We start from the raw sequence: 20,795 nt of genomic DNA, 5'->3' as shown, positions 1-20,795 counted from the left end.
ACTCGGTGGCGCTCTATGACCGGCTCGAGGCGGAGACGGGCCATGCCACCGGCTGGAAGCGCAATGGCGGCCTGCGCCTGGCCTGCAACGCCGAGCGGTGGACGGAGGTGCGGCGCCAGGCGACCACGGCGCATTCGTTCGGCCTGGAGATGCATCTCCTGACGCCGAAGGAGGCCCAGGAGCTTTGGCCACTGATGGCCGTGGACGACGTCGTGGGCGCAGCGTTCCTGCCGACGGATGGGCAGGCCAGCCCCAGCGACATCGTCCAGGCCCTGGCGACCGGGGCCCGGCACAGCGGCGTCGCGATCCGGGAGAATGTGGCGGTCCGGGACATCCTGACCAGCAGCGGGCGGGTGGCCGGCGTGGTCACCGATGAGGGTACCATCGCCTGCGGGAAGCTGGTGCTGTGCTGCGGCCAATGGACCCGCCAGCTCGCCCGCAAGGTCGGGGTCAACGTCCCGCTCGTGGCGGTCCAGCACCAGTACATGATCACGGAGGCCATCGAGGGCGTCACGCCGAACCTGCCGACCCTGCGCGATCCCGACCGCCTGACCTATTACAAGGAGGAAGTGGGTGGGCTGGTGATGGGCGGCTACGAGCCGAACCCGATCCCATGGGAACTCGAGGTGCCCGAGCAGTTCGAGTTCCAGCTCCTCGCGTCGGACTGGGACCATTTCGAGCCGATCGTGGAGCTGGCGCTGGGTCGCGTGCCGGCGCTGCAGACGGCCGGGATCAAGCAGCTGATCAACGGGCCGGAAAGCTTCACGCCCGACGGCAACTTCATCCTGGGCGAGGCGCCGGAGTTGCGCGGCCTGTTCGTAGGTGCCGGCTTCAACGCCTTCGGCATCGCCTCTGGCGGCGGTGCCGGCATGGCGCTGGCGGAATGGGTGAGGAACGGCAAGCCGCCCTACGATCTCTGGCCGGTGGACATCCGCCGGTTCGGCCGGCCGCATTTCGACCCGGACTGGGTGCGCACGCGGACGCTGGAAGCCTATGGCAAGCACTACACCATGGCTTGGCCGTCCGAGGAGCACGAGAGCGGCCGGCCCCTGCGCCGCTCGCCCATCTACGAGCGGCTGAAGGCGGCTGGCGCCTGCTTTGGCGAAAAGCTGGGCTGGGAGCGGCCGAACTGGTTCGCGGCCGCGGGCGAGACAGCGAAGGACGTCTACACCTATGGCCGTCCCAACTGGTTCGAGGCGGTTGCACGGGAGCACCGGGCTTGCCGGGAGCGGGTCGTGCTGATCGACCAGACCAGCTTCGCGAAGTTCCTGCTGGCCGGCCGCGATGCCGAAAGGGCGCTCTCCTGGATCTGCGCCAATGACGTGACGAAGCCGCCGGGCAGGCTGGTCTACACCCAGATGCTGAACGCCAAGGGCGGCATCGAGTGCGACCTGACGGTGGCTCGCTTGGCGGAGGACGAGTTCTACATCGTCACCGGCACCGGCTTTGCCACCCACGATTTCGACTGGATCCGCCGCAACATCCCGGCCGATGCGGATGCGAAGCTGATCGACGTCACCTCCAGCCAGGCCGTGTTCTCGCTGATGGGCCCGAAGGCCAGGGACGTCCTGCAGTCGCTGACCAGGGAAGACCTGTCGAACGAGGCCTTTCCCTTTGGTCGGGCTCGGCGGATCCCGGTCGCCGGGGCGCCCGTGCTGGCGCTTCGGGTAACCTATGTCGGTGAGCTCGGCTGGGAGCTGCATGTGCCGGTGGAGTTCGCGGCCTCGCTCTACGACGCCCTGATGGCGGCCGGTGAAACGCATGGGATCGCGCAGGCCGGCTACCGGGCCGTCGAGACGCTCCGGCTGGAGAAGGGCTATCGCGCCTGGGGGTCCGACATCGGCCCGGACCACTCACCGCTGATGGCGGGCCTGGGCTTTGCGGTAAAGCTCAAGACCAACCACCCGTTCCTCGGCCGCGAGGCCCTGGTCGCCCAGCAGTCCAAGCCCCTGCCGCGCATGCTGGCCGGGTTCACGGTCGACGATCCCGAGGTCGTGCTGCTCGGCCGGGAGACGATCTACCGGGATGGCGAACGGGTGGGGTGGCTGACCAGCGGCGGGTTCGGCCACACGATCGGCAAGCCGATCGGCTATGGCTATGTCAGGCGGCCCGAGGAGGGGGTGACGACGGACTTCGTGCTGTCCGGCTCATACGAGCTGGAAGTGGCGAGCGAGCGCGTGCCGGCACGAGGGTTCCTCGATCCACCTTATGATCCGCGCGCGCTGCGCGTGAAGGCGTGAGCTCATGAACGAGACCCAGGCGCGGATCGTGATCATCGGTGGCGGCGCCATCGGCTGCTCGATCGCCTATCACCTGGCGCAAGCCGGCGAGCGGGACGTGCTGCTGCTGGAGAAGGCCCAGCTGACGCACGGCTCGACTTGGCATGCGGCGGGGCTGGTGGGGCAGCTGCGCTCGAAGAAGAACCTGACCCGGCTCATGCAGAATTCGGTCGCCGTCTTCGACAGGCTGGAAGCGGAGGCCGGGCAGGCGATCGACTGGCGCAAGACGGGCTCCGTGCGGATCGCGTCCAGCCAAGAGCGGATGGCCGAGATCCGCCGCTCGCTGACCCAGGCCAAGGGGTTCGGCTTCGAGGCCTACGAGATCTCGGGCGAGGAGGGGCAGCGCTGCTTTCCGTTCATGACGACGGACGGCGTGGTCGGGGCGGCCTGGATCCCGTCGGACGGCTATATCGACCCGAACGGGCTGACCCAGGCCTTCGCCGCCGTGGCGCGCCGGCAGGGGGTACGGATCCGCGAGGGCGTCCTGGTCACGGGCCTGGAGAAGGCGGGACGGCGGATCCAGGCGGTGTTGACCGACCAGGGGCGGATCGCCTGCGAGATCGTGGTCAACTGTGCTGGGATCTGGGCCAAGCGGGTGGGCGAGATGGCCGGCGTGGCGATCGCCGCGGGTGCCGTCGAGCACCAGTACATGGTGACCGAGAAGAAGCTCGACCTGCCGAGGGATCTTCCGACCTTCCGCGACCCTGACCGGATCTTCTACCTGAAGCCGGACGTGCGCGCATTCGCCATTGGCGGGTGGGAGAAGGGAGCTCCGGCCTGCTGGCGGGAAGGCGTGCCGTTCGCGTTCGGGCGGGAGCTGTTCGCGTCCGACTTCGACCGGTTCGAGCCGATCGCGCTGGGAGCGGCGGAGCGGCTGCCGGTCCTGGAGACGGTCGGCATCCAGACGCTCATCAACGGCCCGATCCCGGTCTCGGCGGACGGCGAGCCGGTCATGGGGCTGGCGCCCGAGCTGGACAATTTCTTCGTGGCCTGCGGGTTCACGGCCGGCATCGCCGCGTCGGGTGGGGCTGGCCTGGCCATGGCGAACTGGATCACGGAAGGTGATCCAGGCATGGACCTGTGGCCGTTCGACATCCGGCGGTTCTCGGTCCAGCAGGCCAACCGGCACTATCTCGCAGCCAGAAGCAGCGAGGCCTACGGAAACTACTATGCGATCCACTGGCCCGTGGAGGAGCTGGAGAGTGCCCGCGGGTCCAGGCGAAGCCCGCTCTACGACGTGCTGAAGGCAAACGGCGCGCAGTACGGGTCGAAGGCCGGCTGGGAGCGGCCGAACTGGTTCAAGCGGCCTGGCAGCAAGGCGGGGGAGCGGCCAAGCTTCCTGGAGAAGCCCGGCTGGTTCGAGGCGGTGGCCGAGGAGCATCGGGCGGTTCGCGAACGTGTCGCCCTGATCGACCTGACCTCGTTCTCCAAGTTCGAGGTGAGCGGCAAGGAGGCACTGGCGGGTCTGCAGCGTGTCGCGGCGAACGATCTGGACCGGCCGGTCGGCGCCTGCACCTATACGCAGTGCTGCAACGAGCGCGGCGGGATCGAAGCCGACCTGACGATCATGCGGCTGGACGAGGACCGGTTCTATGTCGTGACCGGCAGCCAGTTCGGCACGCGGGACGGCGCCTGGCTGCAACGGCATCTGCCTGGCAGCGTGAGCCTGCGGGACATAACCGGCTCGCTTGCGGTGATCGACCTGGTCGGGCCGCAGGCGCGGGCGGTGCTGCAGCAGGTGACCGACGACGACGTGTCGAACGAGGCGCTGCCCTATCTCATGGGCAAGTCGATCGAGATCAGCCTCGGTCGTGCGTTCGCAGCACGGGTCGGCTATGTGGGTGAACTCGGCTATGAGCTGCATGTGCCGGTCGAACATGCGGCGCATGTCTACGAGCGGCTGCGGACGGCAGGAGAAGCCTTCGGCGTGGCCGATGTCGGCTACCGGGCGATCGAATCGCTCAGGCTCGAGAAGGGCTATGTCTACTGGTCGAGCGAGGTGACGCCGGACATCGACCCGTATGCGGCGGGCCTGGGCTTTGCGGTCGCGCTCGACAAGGGCGAGTTCCTCGGCCGGCAGGCGCTCCAGCGGATCAGGGAGGAAGGGCCGCCGCGGCGGCTGGCGACGCTGACGACCGAGGGGTTCGCGCCGCTGATCGGCGGCGAGGCGGTCCTGGTGGACGGGCGGGCTGTGGGGACGACCACGAGTGCCGGGTACGGGCACACGGTCGGGCGCACGATCGCCATGGCATACCTGCCGACCGGGCTCCCGGACGGGGCGGCGTTCACCATCGAGGCCTATGGCGTGGCCTGGCCGGCGGCGCGCGGCTCGCGCTCGCTGTACGATCCGCGCGGCCAGCGGCTCAGGATGTGAGGCGGACATGAGCGACGAGCTGGCCAAGGCCAGGGCCGCGCTGGCCGATCTGGGCCTGCCGGGCGACGCCAGGCTCCGGCGGCTGGGTGGCCTCACTAACCTCGTGTTCGAGGTGGCAGGCGAACGGGAGAGCTGGTGCCTGCGCCTGCCGGGCAAGGGGACCGAGGATTATATCGACCGGCGCGTCGAAGCGACGAATGCGCGGGCAGCCGCCGAGGCGGGGGTGGCGCCGGCACTCATTCATGCGGGTGCGGACGGGGTGACGGTGACCCGGCTCATTGAGGACACCGTCACCATGAGCCCGGAAGGGTTCCGCTCGATCGAGGGGGCGGTGGAACGGGCGGCGCGGGCGCTGCGGCAACTGCATGCGGAGGCCAGGGGCTTCGAGTTCCGCTTCGAGCTGTTCGCGATGATCGACCAGTATCTGGAGGTGCTGGCGCAGCGGGGGGCGGTGCTGCCGGACGGTTATCACCAAGTGGTAGCCGAATCCGGTGCGGTACGGGAAGCACTGACGCGGCACGAGCTTCCGCTGACGGCCTGCCACTGTGATCCCTTGTGCGAGAACTTCCTGGATGACGGCCGCAAGATGTGGATCGTCGACTGGGAGTATTCGGGCGTCAACGACCCAATGTGGGACCTGGGCGACCTGTCCGTTGAAGGAGAATTTGACCCTGCCATGGACGAGCGTCTACTGGCTGCCTACTTCGATGGTAGGATTGATGACTTCGATCGCGGCAGGATGGTCATCTACAAGGCCATGTGCGACCTGCTCTGGACGCTCTGGGGCCTGATCCAGCACACCGACGGCAACCCGGCCGACGATTTCTGGGCCTATGCCATCCGGCGCTTCGAGCGCTGCCGGCGGCTGATGGACAGTCCGGGCTTCCGGGATCAGCTCCGCGCGGTCCACGCCGGTCCGGGGCGATAAGGCGCGCGCCATGCGCCCCTGTACAGGTCAGGAGGCACGGCGGGTTTCGCTCGGCGCCTGCTTGAGGTTAACCCGCTCGGTGACCTGATCCAGCCGTGCCAGCACCCGGTCGACCAGGGTCGCCATCAGCTGGTCGTCCTGGTTCGAGGCAGCCAAGGCCGTCTGGCCGGCCGGCTCGCCGCGATGGCGGCGGATCTGCTCCTTTGCGACCATCTCCACGATCGAATGAAGCATCTCGGTCCGCGCCGGCTTGGGTTCGTTCGTGACCGCGGCAGGCTTCTCCATCGGCGGCCAGGGCATGGTGGCGGTGAGCACCAGCGGTGTCGCCGGGACCGGCGGCTCGGGTTCGTTCGTGTCGTTCGCGCGTCCGTCCTCCGCGGCCGGGATGTCCTGGCCGTGGATGACGAGAGGCGTGGCCGAGGCCGAAGCGACGGGAATCGGCTCGGGTTCGTTCGTGCGTTGCCGGGCAAGTTCTTCCAGCAGGTCGCGGGTTCGTTCCAGCATGCCGGCGTGGTCCTGCAGCATCGTGCGCAACTCGCGCTCCTCGGCAGCCACGGGTTGGCCGGGTGAGGCCCGGTCCGGGATCAGGCGGGCGAGCGTGCCGAACTCGTCGCGGCGGTGTCGGAACTGTTCGACGACGCTGCGGCTGTCTTGGGCGAGATCGGCGGCCAGCCGGTGCAGGGGCGTCAGCACGGTCAGGCGGGTCCAGCCCGCCAGCAACAGGCCGCTCGTGGCCAGCAGGGCGGCGGCGGCGGCGGTCAGCCAGAGCATGTGCTCGACCCGGCTGCCATCCTGCCGGAAGACAGCTTCCTCGAGTGCCTCGGTCGACCTGTCCAGCACGAACAAGGGTTCCAGCACGGGCAAGTCGACGATCGATGCCGGGAGCCCGTCCTGGCCGGCATGCAGCACCGTCTCCAGCCGGCGGTTGGCCGATTCCAGCTGGTCGAGCGCGCGCCCGGCCTCGGCGTCGCTGTCGGCCAGCTCCTTGCGGAGCAACCCGATCGCGGCACGGGCGGCGCGAAGGCTCCGCATCAGGTTCTGGGTCGCCTGCGCGTCCGTTCCGTGGCGCAGCCGGTCGAGTTCCAGCGCGACGCCGTCATAGCCGAAGGTCTGGCGCAATACCGCCAGGGAATCCGCCACCTCCAGGCTCGGCGCTGCCGGCGGCGTGCCGTGTCGGTAGGCGGCCAGGGTCGCCGCACCGATCGTGGCCAGGCCGGAGGCCACCAGCAGCGCCGTCATCAGGTCGACCGTGCGAAGCCGGGCCCGTCGCGGCATCCATGCGGGCCGGACAGATCGCTCGATGAGTTGCGGCATCTTCGTCATCCGGGGCTCAAGGTTGCGGTCGGATAGGAGAACGCTGCGTCCAGGGCCGGTCGCCGCGGCTCTCGGCGACGGTGGAGACGACCGGCGCCGGCCCGCTCAGGTCGATCTCCAGCCCCTGGGCCGCGCGCAACTGCCGGCGGCCCAGGAACAGGACCGGCGGCGGGCAGCGGCGCTCGGCCACGAGGTCGATGACCAGGCTCGCATGGCGACAATCATCGCCGGCATCGCCCGGCCCGGTGAGCACGGCCACAAGGTGCCCGGCCAGGCTGGCCGTGCAGCCGATGCCGTCGCAGGGCGAGTTCGACCCGGGGGCGGCCGCCTGCCACTTGGCCAGCCGGCCGGTGGCACCGGTGCGGGTGCGCCAGGCATCCCCGACCCGGCCGTCCAGGGACCCGGACGTGCGGACCAGCCGGCCGTCATCGGTCCAGCCGCCGGCGACCATGGCATCGGGTGCGACGAACATTCGGGGCGGTTCGCCGACCAGGGCCAGCAGCAATCCCGCCAGTGCCACCGGCGCACCCGCGAGCCGCCACCGCCCCTGCCAGATCGCCAGCCACAGTCCCCCCGCCACGACCAGCGCCACGCAGGGTGCGCTCATGCCGGGGATGGCGACGTTGGCGTGCGGCCAGCTGGCCACCATGGCGGCGGTCGCCAGGACGACCTCGACTCCCCGGCCCATGACCGTGAAGGCCAGCTGGTCGAGGCCCAGCGGCAGGAGCACGATGCCCAGCACGGCAGCCGGCATGACGACGAAGGAGGTGAGCGGGATCGCCAGCATGTTCGCGACCACGCCCCAGCTGGCGACCGTGCCGAAATGCCAGGCGCCGAACGGTGCCGTGGCGATCGTGGCGACGACCGTGGTGGAAGCGATGCCGGCTAGGTAGTCGGCCACCTGGCGCACGGGCCCCTTGGGGGACGAGGGTAGCGCCGCCCGGCGCCGCGCCAGCGCCTCGAACAGGGCGATCAGGGCGACCATGGCGGCGAAGGTGAGCTGGAAGGAGGGGCCCAGCAGGCTCTGTGGTGCGACCGCCAGCACGGCGATGGCGGCCAGCGCCAGCAGGCGCAGCGAGATCGGGTCGCGGTCGACCAGGATCGCCGTGAACACGACGGTCGCCATAACGAACGAGCGCTGGGCCGGCACGGACGCGCCGGAGATGACCAGGTAGAACGCACAGGCGAGGATCGCCGCGAGGGCCGCGCCCTTCTGGGCCGGCAGGCGCAGGCAGACGGCGGGCAGGAGGCCCAGGCCCCACCTGGCCAGGAAGAAGACGACACCGGCGACGAGCGTGAAGTGCAGGCCGGAGATCGAGATGAGATGCGCCAGGCCGGACTGCTGCATGTCCTGCCAGATCTGGTCGTCCACCGCACCCCGATGCCCCGTCACCAGCGCCGCCGCGACGGCACCACCTGGCCCGGGCGTGGCGGCGGCGATCCGCGCGGTGAGGGCGGTGCGCAGGGATTCCACCTGCAGCGCCAAGCCGGCCTCGCCGTCTCCCGCCTGGAGCAGTGTCGGGGTGCCCAGCGACCAGCCGACGGCACCCAATCCCTGGAACCAGGCATCGCGCGCCCAGTCATACTCGCCAAGCAGGGAGGGCGGTTGCGGCGCTTCCAGGCGGGCCCTGACCAGGATCCGGTCCCCCGGCTGGATCTGGTCCGCCCCCTTGGCGACGCCGATGCGGACGCGGCCCGGCACCTGGTCCAGCTCGCGATCCCGCACGGCGATCGAATCCAGGGTGAGCCGGTGGCCGCGCTCGCGGCCCTCGACCATGACGACGCGGCCTTCGATGTCGAGCGAGGCCGGGCGGGATAGGGAGACCGTCGTGACTGCCGCCGTCCGCCAGGCTGCGACCAGGTAGCCGGCGGGAAGGGCAGCCAGCAGGATGCAGAGCGTGGCCAGGGCGGCGCGGTCGGCGAGCAGGGCCAGGACGGCGCAGCCCAGCCCGGCCAGGACCGTCGCGAGGGCCAGGGTTGCAAGGAAGGGAGCGGGCTCGGTGGCCGGGCTCAGGTAGAGCAGCACGCCGCCGCCCATCAGCACCGGAGTCCACAGCGCCCAGCGGTGCCGTTCGGCGAGAAGGAGGTCGCGCAGGAGGTTGGCAGACCGTGCGGCCGGCGGCCAGGGAGGCCCCCAGGTGCCGGGCGAGCGCATCGCCCACCAAGCCTGCCGACGTTGCTGCACGTGCGAGCGTCCCCGTGCTAAAGCGCGAGGCGCAATTCGCCGCCGCATCAACCCTTTGGTTAACGCGTGCGCTGTAGGATATCAACTATGAGTGTAGTCGTCCGCTTTGCCCCTTCGCCTACAGGTTATCTCCACATCGGCGGAGCGCGCACGGCGCTGTTCAACTGGCTGTTCGCCCGGTCCAAGGGGGGCAAGTTCCTGCTGCGCATCGAGGACACCGACCGGGCGCGCAGCACGGACGATGCGATCGAGAAGATCTTCGAGGGCCTGCGCTGGCTCGGGCTGGACTGGGACGGCGAGCCGGTCTTCCAGTTCGCGCGGGCGGCCCGTCATGCCGATATCGCGCAAATGTTGATGAGCGAGGGCAAGGCCTATCATTGCTGGTCCACGCAAGAGGAACTGGAGGCGATGCGGGCCAAGGCCCGGGCCGAGGGCCGCCAGCCCCGCTATGACGGGACCTGGCGGGACAGGGACCCGGCGCTGGCGCCCAAGGACGTGAAGCCGGTGGTGCGCCTGCGGGCGCCGCAGACCGGTGAGACGACGGTCCACGACATGGTGCAGGGCGAGGTGACCGTGCCGAATGCCCAGCTCGACGACATGGTGCTGCTGCGCGGCGACGGCACCCCCACCTACATGCTCTCGGTCGTGGTCGACGACGCGGACATGGGCATCACCCATGTGATCCGCGGCGACGACCACCTGACCAACACCTTCCGGCAGGTGCAGCTCTACCGGGCCATGGGCGTGGAGCCGCCGGTCTTCGGGCATATCCCGCTGATCCACGGGCCGGATGGCGCCAAGCTCAGCAAACGGCACGGGGCGCTCGGCATCGAGGCCTACCGCGACATGGGCATGCTGCCCGAGGCCATGCGCAACTACCTGATGCGCCTGGGATGGTCGCATGGCGATGCCGACGTGATCTCAACCGAGCAGGCGGTCCAGTGGTTCGACATGAGCCAGGTCGGCCGCTCGCCGTCGCGCTTCGACATGCAGAAGCTGACGTCGCTGAACGCGCACTGGTTGCGCGAGCGCAGCGAGGAGGACCTGATCGGGATGATCGAGCCGCTGATCCAGGCGGAAGGCTTCTCGCTGGATGCCACCGGCCACCGGCGGCTGGCCGCCGGGATGGCCGGGCTGAAGGCGCGCTGCCGGACGCTGAACGAACTGGCCGAGGCGGCTGCTTTCTATGTCGAGCCGCGGCCGATCCGGATCGCGAACGATGCGGTGAAGATCCTGGACGAGGCGGCGCGCCAGCGCCTGGCCGCGATCGCGCCGAAGCTGGCCGATGTCGAGGAGTGGAGCGAGGCCGCGCTGGAAGCCGCCTGCCGGCAGCATGCCGAACAGGTGGGCGTCGGCTTCGGCAAACTCGCACAGCCGCTGCGCGTGGCGCTCACTGGCTCTACGGTATCGCCCGGGCTATTCGAGGTCATGGCCGTGCTCGGCAAGGACGAGGTGGTGGCGCGACTGGACGATGCGGCCCAGGGCCGCAACGGGGAGAAGAAGGCACGGCAATAGGCGCGGAAACCGAAGGCAGGCTCGGCTGTTTCGCAGCAGGATGCCGTAGCCCCTTTGAGCGGCCGATGCCTGTCGGCCGCGATCCAGCCAACAGCCATGGAAATCGAGGTTGCCAGCGGTGGCGAGAACCGCGGCCACCGTTGTCGTGATACGCAGGATGTCCATGAGGAGAGCTCGATGACAGCTTCAACCGGCAAGTCGGCGACGTTGACCACGCCGGACGGCAAGACGGCGGAACTGCCGGTGCTGGGCGGCGTGCTGGGACCGAACGTCATCGACATCCGCAAGCTCTACGCGGCCACCGGGATGTTCACCTACGATCCCGGCTACACGTCGACGGCCAGCACCACCTCCAAGATCACCTATATCGACGGCGACGAAGGCGTCCTGCTCCACCGCGGCTACACGATCCAGGACCTCGCCACGAAGAGCGACTACCTGGAGGTCTGTCATCTGCTGCTGAACGGCGAACTGCCGACGGCATCGGAAAAGGCCAAGTTCGTCAGCGACATCACCTACCATACGATGCTGCACGAACAGATCCACTTCCTGTTCCGCGGCTTCCGCCGCGACAGCCATCCGATGGCGGTGATGATCGGCGTGGTGGGCGCGCTGTCGGCCTTCTACTACGAGGACCTGCACGTCGAGGACCCGCGCCACCGGATGATCGCGACGCACCGGCTGATCGCGAAGCTGCCGACGATCGCGGCGATGGCGTACAAGTACACGGTCGGCCAGCCCTTCGTGTACCCGCGCAACGACCTCTCCTATGCCGAGAACTTCCTGCACATGATGTTCTCGGTGCCGTGCGAGCGCTACGAGGTCGACCCGGTGCATGCCAAGGCGCTGGACCGGATCTTCATCCTCCACGCCGACCACGAGCAGAACGCCTCGACCTCCACGGTGCGGCTGGTGGGCTCGACCGGGGCCAGCCCCTATGCGGCGATCGCGGCCGGCATCGCGGCCTTGTGGGGGCCTGCCCATGGCGGGGCCAACGAGGCGGTGCTGACCATGCTGCGCGAGATCGGCGATCCCTCGCGGATTCCTGAGTTCATCGAGAAGGCCAAGGACAAGGACAGCCAGGCCCGGCTGATGGGCTTCGGCCACCGGGTCTACAAGAATTACGATCCGCGTGCGCAGGTCCTAAAGGAGAGCGCGGACCAGGTGCTGGCCCAGCTCGGCAAGTCCAACAACCCGCTGCTCGCGATTGCGCGCGAGCTGGAGCGGATCGCGCTCAGCGACGACTACTTCGTCAAGCGCAAGCTGTTCCCGAACGTCGACTTCTATTCGGGCATCATCCTGGAAGCGCTGGGCATCCCGTCCAAGATGTTCACCGCCATCTTCGCCCTGGCCCGCACGGTGGGTTGGGTCGCGCAGTGGGACGAGATGATCCAGGACCCCGAGCAGAAGATCGGCCGTCCGCGCCAGCTCTACATGGGCTACGACAAGCGCCCGTTCGTGCCGCTCGACCAGCGCGGCTGAGTGACAGCTGCGCCGGATCTGTGTGCCGGCGCAGTTCTTCGATCGCCCCGGGGGTGGGAAGGACGGCGATTGCCTGCTAGATGCAGCCGGCAAAACCGTTCCGACTACGCTCGGGTACTTCCCATGGCTTTCATCTCCGCGGCTCTGGGCCGGATCAAGCCCTCGCCGACCATCGCGATCACCAACCTCGCCCGCGAGCTCCAGGCCCAGGGCCGGGACGTGATCGGACTGGCGGCCGGCGAGCCGGACTTCGACACGCCGGACCATATTAAGTCGGCGGCGATCGACGCGATCACCCGCGGCGAGACCAAGTACACGGCGGTGGACGGGACGCCGCGCCTGAAGAAGGCGATCGTCGCCAAGTTCCAGCGCGAGAACGGGCTGACTTACGCTGCCGACCAGATCACGGTCGGCACGGGCGGCAAGCAGGTGCTCTACAACGCGTTCATGGCGACACTGAACGCCGGCGACGAGGTCGTGATCCCAGCACCCTACTGGGTGAGCTACCCCGACATGGTGCTGCTGGCCGGTGGCACGCCCGTGTTCGTGCCCTGCCTGGAACAGCACGGTTTCAAGCTGCTGGCCGGCGATCTGGAGCGGGCGATCACGCCGCGGACCAAGTGGCTGGTGCTGAACTCGCCGAGCAATCCGACCGGCAGCGCCTATACCGCAGCCGAGCTGAAGGCGCTCACCGACGTGCTGGTGAAGCACCCGCATGTCCATGTCATGACCGACGATATGTACGAGCATCTCGTCTATGACGGGTTCGAGTTCGCCACGCCGGCCCAGGTCGAGCCGGCGCTCATCGACCGCACGCTCACCTGCAACGGCGTGTCCAAGTCCTTCGCGATGACCGGCTGGCGGATTGGCTATGCCGGCGGGCCCAAGCATCTGATCAAGGCGATGGGCACGATCCAGTCGCAGAGCACGTCGAACCCCAGCTCGATCAGCCAGGCGGCGGCGGTGGCGGCCCTGGAAGGCGACCTGTCCTTCCTGCCGGAGCGCAACGAGGTCTACCGGCAGCGCCGCGACATGGTGGTGGCGAAGCTCAACGAGGCGCCGGGCCTGAGCTGCCACAAGCCGGAAGGGGCCTTCTACGTGTATCCGTCCTGCCAGGGCGTGATCGGCAAGACGACGCCTGGCGGGCAGGTCATCCAGTCCAGCGAGGAATTCGCCCGCTACCTGCTGGAAGGCGTGGGCGTGGCGGTCGTGCATGGCAGCGCGTTCGGCCTCGACCCCTACTTCCGGATCTCCTACGCGACCGCGACGCATGTGCTGGAAGATGCGTGCGCGCGCATCCAGAAGGCCTGCGCCGAGTTGCGCTGACAACCTTGCGAAGGGGTGCGGGGCCGAACCGCCCGGCTCCGTCCCTTGCGGCACTTCTCCCCGACCGCGCCCGGCACTATCTTTAGAAGAGTTCTAAAGAAGGTGCCCGCATGCGATTCGATTTCCTTGGCGGCCTGGGGACGGGGCGATGATCCCAGGCATCTCGCAGCGGCGACGCTTTGCCGACCTGTCCGAACAGGAAGTGCTGGCGCTGGCGATTTCCTCGGAGGAGGACGATGCGCGGATCTATCGCTGGTACGCGCAGCGCCTGCGCCATGACTATCCGGGCTCGGCCGACACGTTCGAGGCGATGGCGGCCGAAGAGGACCAGCACCGGTCCCGGCTGATCGAGGAGCATCGCCGGCGGTTCGGCGAGGTCATTCCCCTGATCCGGCGGGAGCATGTGGCGGGCTTCTACAACCGGCGCCCGGTCTGGCTCGTGGAGAATCTCGGGCTGGCGCGGATCCGGACCGAGGCGGCGCGGATGGAAACGGAGGCGCGCGACTTCTACCTGCGGGCTGCGCAGCGGACCAGCGATGCCGGGACCCGCCAACTGCTCGACTGGCTGAGCGCTGCCGAATCCGGCCATGAAGCTACCTGGGACAGGCTGCAGGAAGAGCATCTTCCAGCTCCCGCCCGTGCCGGGGAGGATGCCGAGGCGCACCGGCAGTTCGTGCTGACCTGGGTGCAACCGGGCTTGGCGGGCCTGATGGACGGCTCGGTGTCCACGCTGGCGCCGATCTTCGCGGCAGCCTTCACCACCGGGAATACCTGGCAGACCTTCATCGTCGGCCTTGCGGCCTCGGTCGGGGCCGGGATCTCCATGGGCTTCACCGAAGCTGCCTCCGATGACGGCGCCATCTCCGGTCGCGGCTCGCCGCTCAAGCGCGGCATCGCCTCGGGGGTGATGACGGCGCTGGGTGGGCTCGGGCATGCGTTGCCCTACCTGATCCCCGAGTTCTGGACAGCGACCATCATCGCCTTCGTCGTGGTGTTCTTCGAGCTTTGGGCCATCGCCTGGGTGCAGAACCGCTACATGGACACGCCGTTCTGGCGCGCTGCCCTGCAGGTCGTGCTAGGCGGCTCCCTGGTGTTCGCCGCGGGCGTGCTGATCGGCACCGCCTGACGGCCCGGCGCCTGCTCCCGCTCAGGAGGGGCCGAACAGCGGGCCGCCCAGCCGGTCGCCGACCCTGATGCCACGACTTTCCGACGATCCGCCAATGATCTCCAGCACATAGCGGACCGGGCGGGTGGACGGGATGAGGTCCTGGGAGAAGGGCTCGGCACGCTCGGCGATCCGGACGATCTCCCCCTTGCCGTCGATGAACAGGAGGTCCAGCGAGAGCGGCGTGTTCTTCATCCAGAAGGAGACGGGCTGTTCGCGCCCAAAATCGAACAGCATGCCGTGGTCCCTGGGCAACTCCTTGCGGTACATCAGGCCCTGCGAGCGTTCCGCGGCGGTGCGCGCCACCTCGACGAAATAGGTGAGCGAGCCCTGCCGGGTCTGGATGACCAGCTCGGCCCGGTCCATGGCCGCCGCCGTGAACGGCAGCTGGAGCAGAACCACGAGGAGGAGGGTGGCTTTACCACAGGACAGGGCTCTGGCAACGATGCGAGCCGCCCAAGCCACGGACCCGCCACCCATGGATATCTCCGCCCACATCCGCAAAGTCCCCGATTTTCCCAAGCCCGGTATCCTCTTCTACGACATCTCGACCCTGCTCGCGAACCAGGCCGCCTACAGGGCAGCCATCGAGCAGATGGGGGCGCTCGCCGCAAAGTACCGGCCGGACGTGCTCGTAGGCATCGAAAGCCGGGGCTTCATCTTCGCAGCGCCCTTGGCGCTGCACATGGATCGCGGCTTCGTCATGGTTCGTAAAGTGGGCAAGCTGCCTGGGGCCGTGGTCAGCCACGCCTACGACCTGGAATATGGCAGCGATACCGTCCAGATCGTCGAGGACCTGATCCCCCAGGGCGCCCGGGTCGTGCTGATCGACGACCTGATCGCGACGGGCGGGACGGCCGAGGCATCCCTGCAGCTCCTGCGCAAGGTCGGTGCCGACCCGGTGGGTGCCGTGTTCCTGATCGAGCTTGATGGGCTGGGCGGACGTGCCAAGCTCAGCGTGCCGGTGGATACGGTGCTCTCCTTCCCTGCATGAAGAACGCCTGCCAGGACGTTGTCAGGCTGGCCATCTGTCTTGTCCTCGGAGACCAATGTCGGGCCGCCGCTGGTCCCGCTCCGGCCGCCCGTGTCCTGCGCGCGGGCAATGTCGGCAGGGTTCCAGTTCCGGATAGGCGGAAGTATCGCCTCTGGCCGCAAGCAGAGTTTCTGCTACATTTACTGCTTCCCTTCCGATGCCATGGGCCTAGCCTGCTCCGGCAGAACAAGAGGGAGCGGGGTATGCGATCCTTCATCGCCGGCGCGGGCATGGCCTTGGCGGCCATGGTCGCCTCGGGACCGGCCAGTGCGATCGACGAATTCTTTCCGACGTTCGGAAACGATGGCTACGACGTCATCCATTACGACCTGGATCTCGACGTCTCCGTGGCACCCCACCACCTGGATGGGTATGCCAAGCTGCTGGCCAGGGCGGAGCAGCGGCTGTCGCGGATGACGCTCGACCTGGCCGGCCTCGACGTCAGCAGCGTCCGGGTCGACGGGGTGCGGGCCAGCTTCTCGCAAGCAAACGACAAGCTGACGATCGTGCCGAAGGCGCCCATTGCGAAGGGCAGGAAGTTCGTCGTCGCGATCGCCTATGACGGCACGCCGGTACCGATCCAGGATCCGACGGCGCCCGGCGATCCTGACTATCTGCTGGGATGGTTCAAGTACCAGAACTCGACCTATGCGCTGAGCGAGCCGGTAGGGGCTTCGACCTTCTACCCGGCCAACGACGAGCCGACCGACAAGGCCAGCTTCACCTTCGACATTACCGTGCCAGCCGATTATACGGCGGTCGCCAACGGCGTGCTGGTCAGGAAGGACAGCCTGCGGGACAAGCGGCGCTTCGTCTGGCTCATGCGCGACCCGATGACGACCTGGCTGGCGACGGTCCACGTCAACAAGTTCAAGCTCACGACGGCCAGGACCAAGGACGGCATTCCGCTGCGTTTCTACACGACGGCGGCGACACCAGCTGAAGACATCGCGGGCTATGCCGAGAGCCGGGAAATGATCCCGTATCTCGAGAAGCTGATCGGCCGCTACCCGTTCGACGGCTACGGCAGCGTCGTCGTCGACGACCCGGCCCTCTACTACGCGCTGGAAACCCAGGCGATGTCGACCTTCCCGGTGGGAGCCGCCGACGAGGCCATCGTCGCCCATGAGCTGGCGCACCAGTGGTTCGGCAATTCGGTGTCCGTCGCCCAGTGGCGGGATCTCTGGATCGCCGAGGGGGCGGCCACCTATTTCGAGACGCTCTGGCCAAACCGCAGCAACCGGGCCGCCTTCGAGGCGGAAATGGCGGCGCTCTATGCCTACGCTCAAAGGGTGAAGCTGGGGCCGGCCGTGGTCGAGCGTCCCGACCAGATCTTCAGCAACCGCACCTACGTGCGCGGCGCCCTGGCGCTCCATGCCCTGGAGCTGAAGGTCGGGCAGAAGACCTTCTACAAGGTCCTGCGGACGTTCCTGCAGAAGTACCGGGACGGCAACGCCACCTCCCGGAACTTCATCGACACGGCCGTTTCGGTCAGCCGTACCTCAGGCGTGCGCTCGCTCCTGAACGACTGGCTATACGAGCAGGCCTTGCCGTCCCTGCCGTCGCAGACGATGGCGGCAGCCGCCCAGCGCAGTGGACCCGTCCCGGTGCCGGACATCGTGGGGCTTCGCTGCGAGGGTGGGGCGCATCGCTCAAGCGGGCTCGACCACTGCGTGGCGGCCGCGGCGCCCTGACGTAGGGTGACCCTTCCTCTCCGGCCACAAGCCCGGACGACGGGCTGGGCGGATGGCCGGAGAGGGTATTCATCTAGCCGCCACCGCCGGCACCGCTGCCACTGGCGCTACCACTGCTGCCGGTAGCGCCACCCATGCCGCCCGTTCCGCCCGAGCCGGTGCTGCCGACGTTGCAGCTAGCGGACGTGCTTCCGTCCTCGCAGCCGCCGCTGCAGGCGGTCGCCACCGCCAGGAGCAGCGTCAGCGCTGCCAGCGTGCGCGTGGTTCTTCCCGCCTCCATGAGGCATCCTCCAGCATTCTTAGGCCGCAGGCGGAAGCACCGTCGGCCTGTCCAGGTTCCGCGACGGACGAGCCGGCTGGCGTCAGGTCTTGGCCAAGCCAGCCCGCAGGCGCATGCGCGCGGTCTCGAGGTTCGGCAGGAACCAGGTGAGGATCCCCAGCAGCGGCAGGAAGGAGCAGACCTGATAGACGAAGCCGATGCTCGTATGGTCGGCGAGCCAGCCCAACAGCGCTGCACCGAGGCCGCCCATGCCGAATGCGAAACCGAAGAACAGGCCGGCCACCATCCCGACCTTCCCGGGCAGCAGTTCCTGGGCATATACCACGATGGCCGGAAAGGCCGAGGCCATGATCAGCCCGGTCAGGATCGCGAACACGTCCGTCCAGAACAGGTTCACATAGGGAAGCGCCAGGGTGAACGGCACGACGCCCAGGATGGAGAACCAGATCACGAACTTGCGGCCGATCGCGTCGCCGATGGGGCCGCCCAGGATGGTGCCGGCGGCGACTGCGCCCAGGAAGAGGAACAGGTGGATCTGCGCGCTCTGCACGCTCAGGTCGAACCGGTCGATCAGGTAGAAGGTGTAGTAGGAGTGGAAACTCGCCATGTAGAAGTTCTTGGTGAACGTCAGGATGATCAGGATCGTCATCGACATGATCACGACGTTGCGCGCGACCGGCGAGGCAGTGCCCTTGCCGCTGCCATGCTTGCTGCGATGAGCGATCAGGTGCCGGTTGTACCAGCTGCCCATGTAGGTGAGGATTGCGATCCCCAAGAAGGCGGCGAGCGTGAACCAGAGCACGTTCTGGCGCCCATAGGGAACGATGATGAAGGCGGCGAGCAGCGGCCCGATGGCCGTGCCGAAATTGCCGCCGACCTGGAACAGGGACTGCGCCAGGCCGTGCCGCCCGCCCGATGCCAAACGTGACACGCGGGAAGCCTCGGGATGGAACACCGAGGAGCCGACGCCGATCAGGGCGGCGGCGACGAGCACGGTCGCAAAGCCGCCCGCAAAGGCCAGGAGCACGAGGCCCATGAGCGTCGAGCCCATGCCGATCGGCAGGGAGAACGGCATCGGGTGCCGGTCCGTCCACATCCCGACGAAGGGCTGCAGCAGCGACGCCGTCAGCTGGAAGGTCAGTGTGATGATGCCGATCTGGGCGAAGTCCAGGTGGAAGTCGCCTTTGATCATCGGATAGATCGAAGCCAGCATCGACTGCATCATGTCGTTGAGCAGATGGCAGACGCTGGCGGAGATCAGGATCGCGATGGCGATCTCGCTGCCGGTCCGCTGGACCGGGGCCGATATGGACGGGTCGGAGACAAGCGTGCCAGAGGCCACGGGGCCGGAAGCCATGGGAACATCACCCGATACGGTCGCGCCCTTGAACGGGCCATCACGGCATCGGGGCAGGCATCGGATCGATACGGCAGCACCCCGGAAAGCGCCGGATCCGCAAACTGAGCCGATGAATCGATCCTGTCTACTATCGTGATGGAATTTGTGTGACGGGGTGCCCCGGAAAGACAGTATCGGTCAAGTCGCCGTGGAATTGTTCCGAGACAATCCAGGGCGTCATCAGGCTTACTTGAGTAGCGATCCCAGCACGCCGCGTACCAGCGCCGAACCCACCCGGCTGCCCACCGAGCGGGCGATCGAGGAGGCGGCATTCTTCGCCACGGACATCGCGATCTGCTCCGCGACCGAAGGCTTCTCTCGGGCCGGTGCGACCGTCCGAGCAGCCCGCCCGGCCTTAGCCTGCGGCGGCGGGTAGGATGTTCCGGCACCCGGCGCGGATGGCGCGATCGACCCGATCGCCGCATCCAGCCGTGCCGCCAGGGCAGGATCGATGCCAGGTGGCAGGTTGGCGGGCGGCGGCGGCGGCGCGCCGGTCGCCCGCGCCGCCAGCATCTCGGCGGCGGATTCACGGTCGATCGGCGTGTCGTACACCTTGGCCACCGGACTGGCCGCCAGTTCCTGGGCGCGCTCGGCCGAGGTGAGGGGACCGACCCGGCTGCGCGGCGGGGCGATCTTGCAGCGCTGCACGGGGGTGGGCACGCCCTTGTCGTCCAGGACGGATACCAGCGCCTCGCCGACCCCCAACTCCGTGATGACCTTCGCAGTGTCGAGGTCGGGGTTGGGCCGGAACGTCTCGGCAGCCGTCCGGACCGCCTTCTGGTCGCGCGGGGTGAAGGCGCGCAGGGCATGCTGCACCCGGTTGCCCAGCTGGCCCAGCACCTCGTCCGGCACATCCAGCGGGTTCTGGGTCACGAAGTAGATGCCCACGCCCTTCGAGCGGATCAGGCGAACGACCTGCTCGATCTTGTCGACCAGGACCTTGGGCGCGCCGTCGAACAGCAGGTGCGCCTCGTCGAAGAAGAACACGAGCTTCGGCTTGTCGAGGTCACCGGCCTCTGGAAGCTCCTCGAACAGCTCGGACAGGAGCCAGAGGAGGAAGGTCGTATAAAGGCGCGGGCTCTGCAGGAGCTTGTCCGCGGCCAGCAGGTTCACGTAGCCCTGGCCGTCCGGCGCCACTCGCATGAGGTCTTCCAGCTTGAGGGCCGGCTCGCCGAAGAAACGCCCGCCGCCCTGCTGCTCGATGACCAGGAGGGCGCGCTGCACGGCCCCGACGGAGGCGCTGCTGACATTGCCATAGGTGGCGCGCAGCTCGTCGGCACGCTCGGCCACCGAGGCCAGCATCGCGCGCAGGTCGGCCAGGTCGAGCAGCAGCATGGACTGCTCGTCGGCCAGCCGGAACACGATGTTGAGGACACCTTCCTGGACATCGTTCAGGTCGAGCAGGCGGGCCAGCAGCAACGGCCCCATCTCGGCGATGGTGGTGCGCACCGGATGACCCTGTTCACCGAACACGTCCCAATGCAGGGCCGGCACCGCAGCCGGCGCCCAGCCAGGGATCGCCATCTCCCGGGCACGCACCGCGAGCTTCGAATCGATCGTGCCGGGCCTGGAGATGCCGGACAGGTCGCCCTTGATGTCGGCGGCGAACACTGGGACGCCGGCACGGGCGAAGCTTTCGGCCAGGGTCTGCAGCGTGACGGTCTTGCCGGTACCGGTGGCGCCGGCAATCAAGCCATGACGGTTCGCCTGGCGGAGCAGGAGGTGCTCGTCGAGCACGCCCGACTTGCCGATCAGGATGTCCGTTATGTCCATGGTGCGCATCCGCTAGCCGTCGCAAGCGAACCTAGCCAAAGGTCCGCC

Annotated in this window: 15 protein-coding genes; 9 read left to right on the top strand and 6 right to left on the bottom strand. The window is 68.2% G+C overall.

Annotated elements, in window-relative coordinates:
* The 3 genes from VHL31_RS15820 to VHL31_RS15810 all read left to right on the top strand — a co-directional run.
* Nucleotides 1–2,240 (top strand): FAD-dependent oxidoreductase (locus VHL31_RS15820; protein ID WP_329662194.1); only part of this gene is annotated, 2,240 nt, incomplete at its 5' end.
* A gap of 4 nt (nt 2,241–2,244) precedes the next feature.
* Nucleotides 2,245–4,653, top strand: coding sequence for an FAD-dependent oxidoreductase (locus VHL31_RS15815; RefSeq protein WP_329662193.1), 2,409 nt, complete (start codon nt 2,245–2,247; stop codon nt 4,651–4,653).
* Nucleotides 4,654–4,660: 7 nt separating this feature from the next.
* Nucleotides 4,661–5,581, top strand: a complete 921-nt coding sequence (locus VHL31_RS15810) for a phosphotransferase (protein WP_329662192.1) — start codon at nt 4,661–4,663, stop codon at nt 5,579–5,581.
* Nucleotides 5,582–5,608: 27 nt separating this feature from the next.
* On the opposite strand, the gene VHL31_RS15805 is transcribed toward VHL31_RS15810, so the two are convergent.
* Together VHL31_RS15805 and VHL31_RS15800 are read right to left on the bottom strand one after the other, a co-directional pair.
* Nucleotides 5,609–6,904: a hypothetical protein gene (locus tag VHL31_RS15805; protein ID WP_329662191.1), complete on the bottom strand. Its 1,296-nt coding sequence runs from the start codon at nt 6,902–6,904 to the stop codon at nt 5,609–5,611.
* A gap of 7 nt (nt 6,905–6,911) precedes the next feature.
* Nucleotides 6,912–9,080 (bottom strand): ComEC/Rec2 family competence protein, encoded by a 2,169-nt coding sequence (locus VHL31_RS15800; RefSeq protein ID WP_329662190.1) that lies wholly within the window; start codon nt 9,078–9,080, stop codon nt 6,912–6,914.
* A gap of 87 nt (nt 9,081–9,167) precedes the next feature.
* On the opposite strand from VHL31_RS15800, the gene gltX reads away from it, so the two are divergent.
* The 4 genes from gltX to mbfA all read left to right on the top strand — a co-directional run bounded on the left by gltX (nt 9,168) and on the right by mbfA (nt 14,529).
* A complete protein-coding gene (gltX, locus tag VHL31_RS15795; protein WP_329662189.1) occupies nt 9,168–10,595 on the top strand; it encodes a glutamate--tRNA ligase in 1,428 nt (475 codons plus the stop codon).
* Between the two features lie 177 nt (nt 10,596–10,772).
* The gene (locus VHL31_RS15790) at nt 10,773–12,077 is read left to right on the top strand and encodes a citrate synthase (RefSeq protein ID WP_329662188.1); all 1,305 of its coding nucleotides are present in this window, start codon (nt 10,773–10,775) and stop codon (nt 12,075–12,077) included.
* Between the two features lie 123 nt (nt 12,078–12,200).
* Nucleotides 12,201–13,403 carry a pyridoxal phosphate-dependent aminotransferase gene (locus VHL31_RS15785; protein WP_329662187.1) on the top strand — a complete coding sequence of 401 codons (1,203 nt, stop codon included), beginning with the start codon at nt 12,201–12,203 and terminating at the stop codon, nt 13,401–13,403.
* A 148-nt stretch (nt 13,404–13,551) separates the two neighbouring features.
* Complete coding sequence (mbfA, locus tag VHL31_RS15780; RefSeq protein WP_329662186.1) at nt 13,552–14,529, top strand: iron exporter MbfA; 978 nt, start codon at nt 13,552–13,554, stop codon at nt 14,527–14,529.
* 21 nt (nt 14,530–14,550) lie between these two features.
* Here the strand turns inward: mbfA and VHL31_RS15775 are convergent, their stop codons facing one another.
* Nucleotides 14,551–15,048: a DUF192 domain-containing protein gene (locus VHL31_RS15775; RefSeq protein WP_329662185.1), complete on the bottom strand. Its 498-nt coding sequence runs from the start codon at nt 15,046–15,048 to the stop codon at nt 14,551–14,553.
* On the opposite strand from VHL31_RS15775, the gene VHL31_RS15770 reads away from it, so the two are divergent.
* On the top strand, nt 15,047–15,562 hold the full coding sequence (locus VHL31_RS15770) for an adenine phosphoribosyltransferase (protein WP_329662184.1): 516 nt from the start codon (nt 15,047–15,049) through the stop codon (nt 15,560–15,562). The two genes, VHL31_RS15775 and VHL31_RS15770, sit on opposite strands and share 2 nt — an antisense overlap.
* Nucleotides 15,563–15,804: 242 nt before the next feature.
* On the top strand, nt 15,805–17,295 hold the full coding sequence (locus VHL31_RS15765; protein WP_329662183.1) for a M1 family metallopeptidase: 1,491 nt from the start codon (nt 15,805–15,807) through the stop codon (nt 17,293–17,295).
* Between the two features lie 73 nt (nt 17,296–17,368).
* On the opposite strand, the gene VHL31_RS15760 is transcribed toward VHL31_RS15765, so the two are convergent.
* The 3 genes from VHL31_RS15760 to VHL31_RS15750 form a co-directional block, all read right to left on the bottom strand.
* Nucleotides 17,369–17,575 carry a hypothetical protein gene (locus VHL31_RS15760; protein ID WP_329662182.1) on the bottom strand — a complete coding sequence of 69 codons (207 nt, stop codon included), beginning with the start codon at nt 17,573–17,575 and terminating at the stop codon, nt 17,369–17,371.
* 82 nt (nt 17,576–17,657) lie between these two features.
* On the bottom strand, nt 17,658–18,932 hold the full coding sequence (locus VHL31_RS15755; protein WP_329662181.1) for an MFS transporter: 1,275 nt from the start codon (nt 18,930–18,932) through the stop codon (nt 17,658–17,660).
* 228 nt (nt 18,933–19,160) lie between these two features.
* Complete coding sequence (locus tag VHL31_RS15750) at nt 19,161–20,756, bottom strand: helicase HerA-like domain-containing protein (protein WP_414653745.1); 1,596 nt, start codon at nt 20,754–20,756, stop codon at nt 19,161–19,163.
* Between the last annotated feature and the right edge of the window lie 39 nt (nt 20,757–20,795).

The organism is Geminicoccus sp., assembly GCF_036263595.1.
Taxonomy (GTDB): Bacteria; Pseudomonadota; Alphaproteobacteria; order Geminicoccales; family Geminicoccaceae; genus Geminicoccus.
Note: the sequence above shows the minus strand (reverse complement) of the source record. Positions and strands in the feature narration are given on the sequence as shown.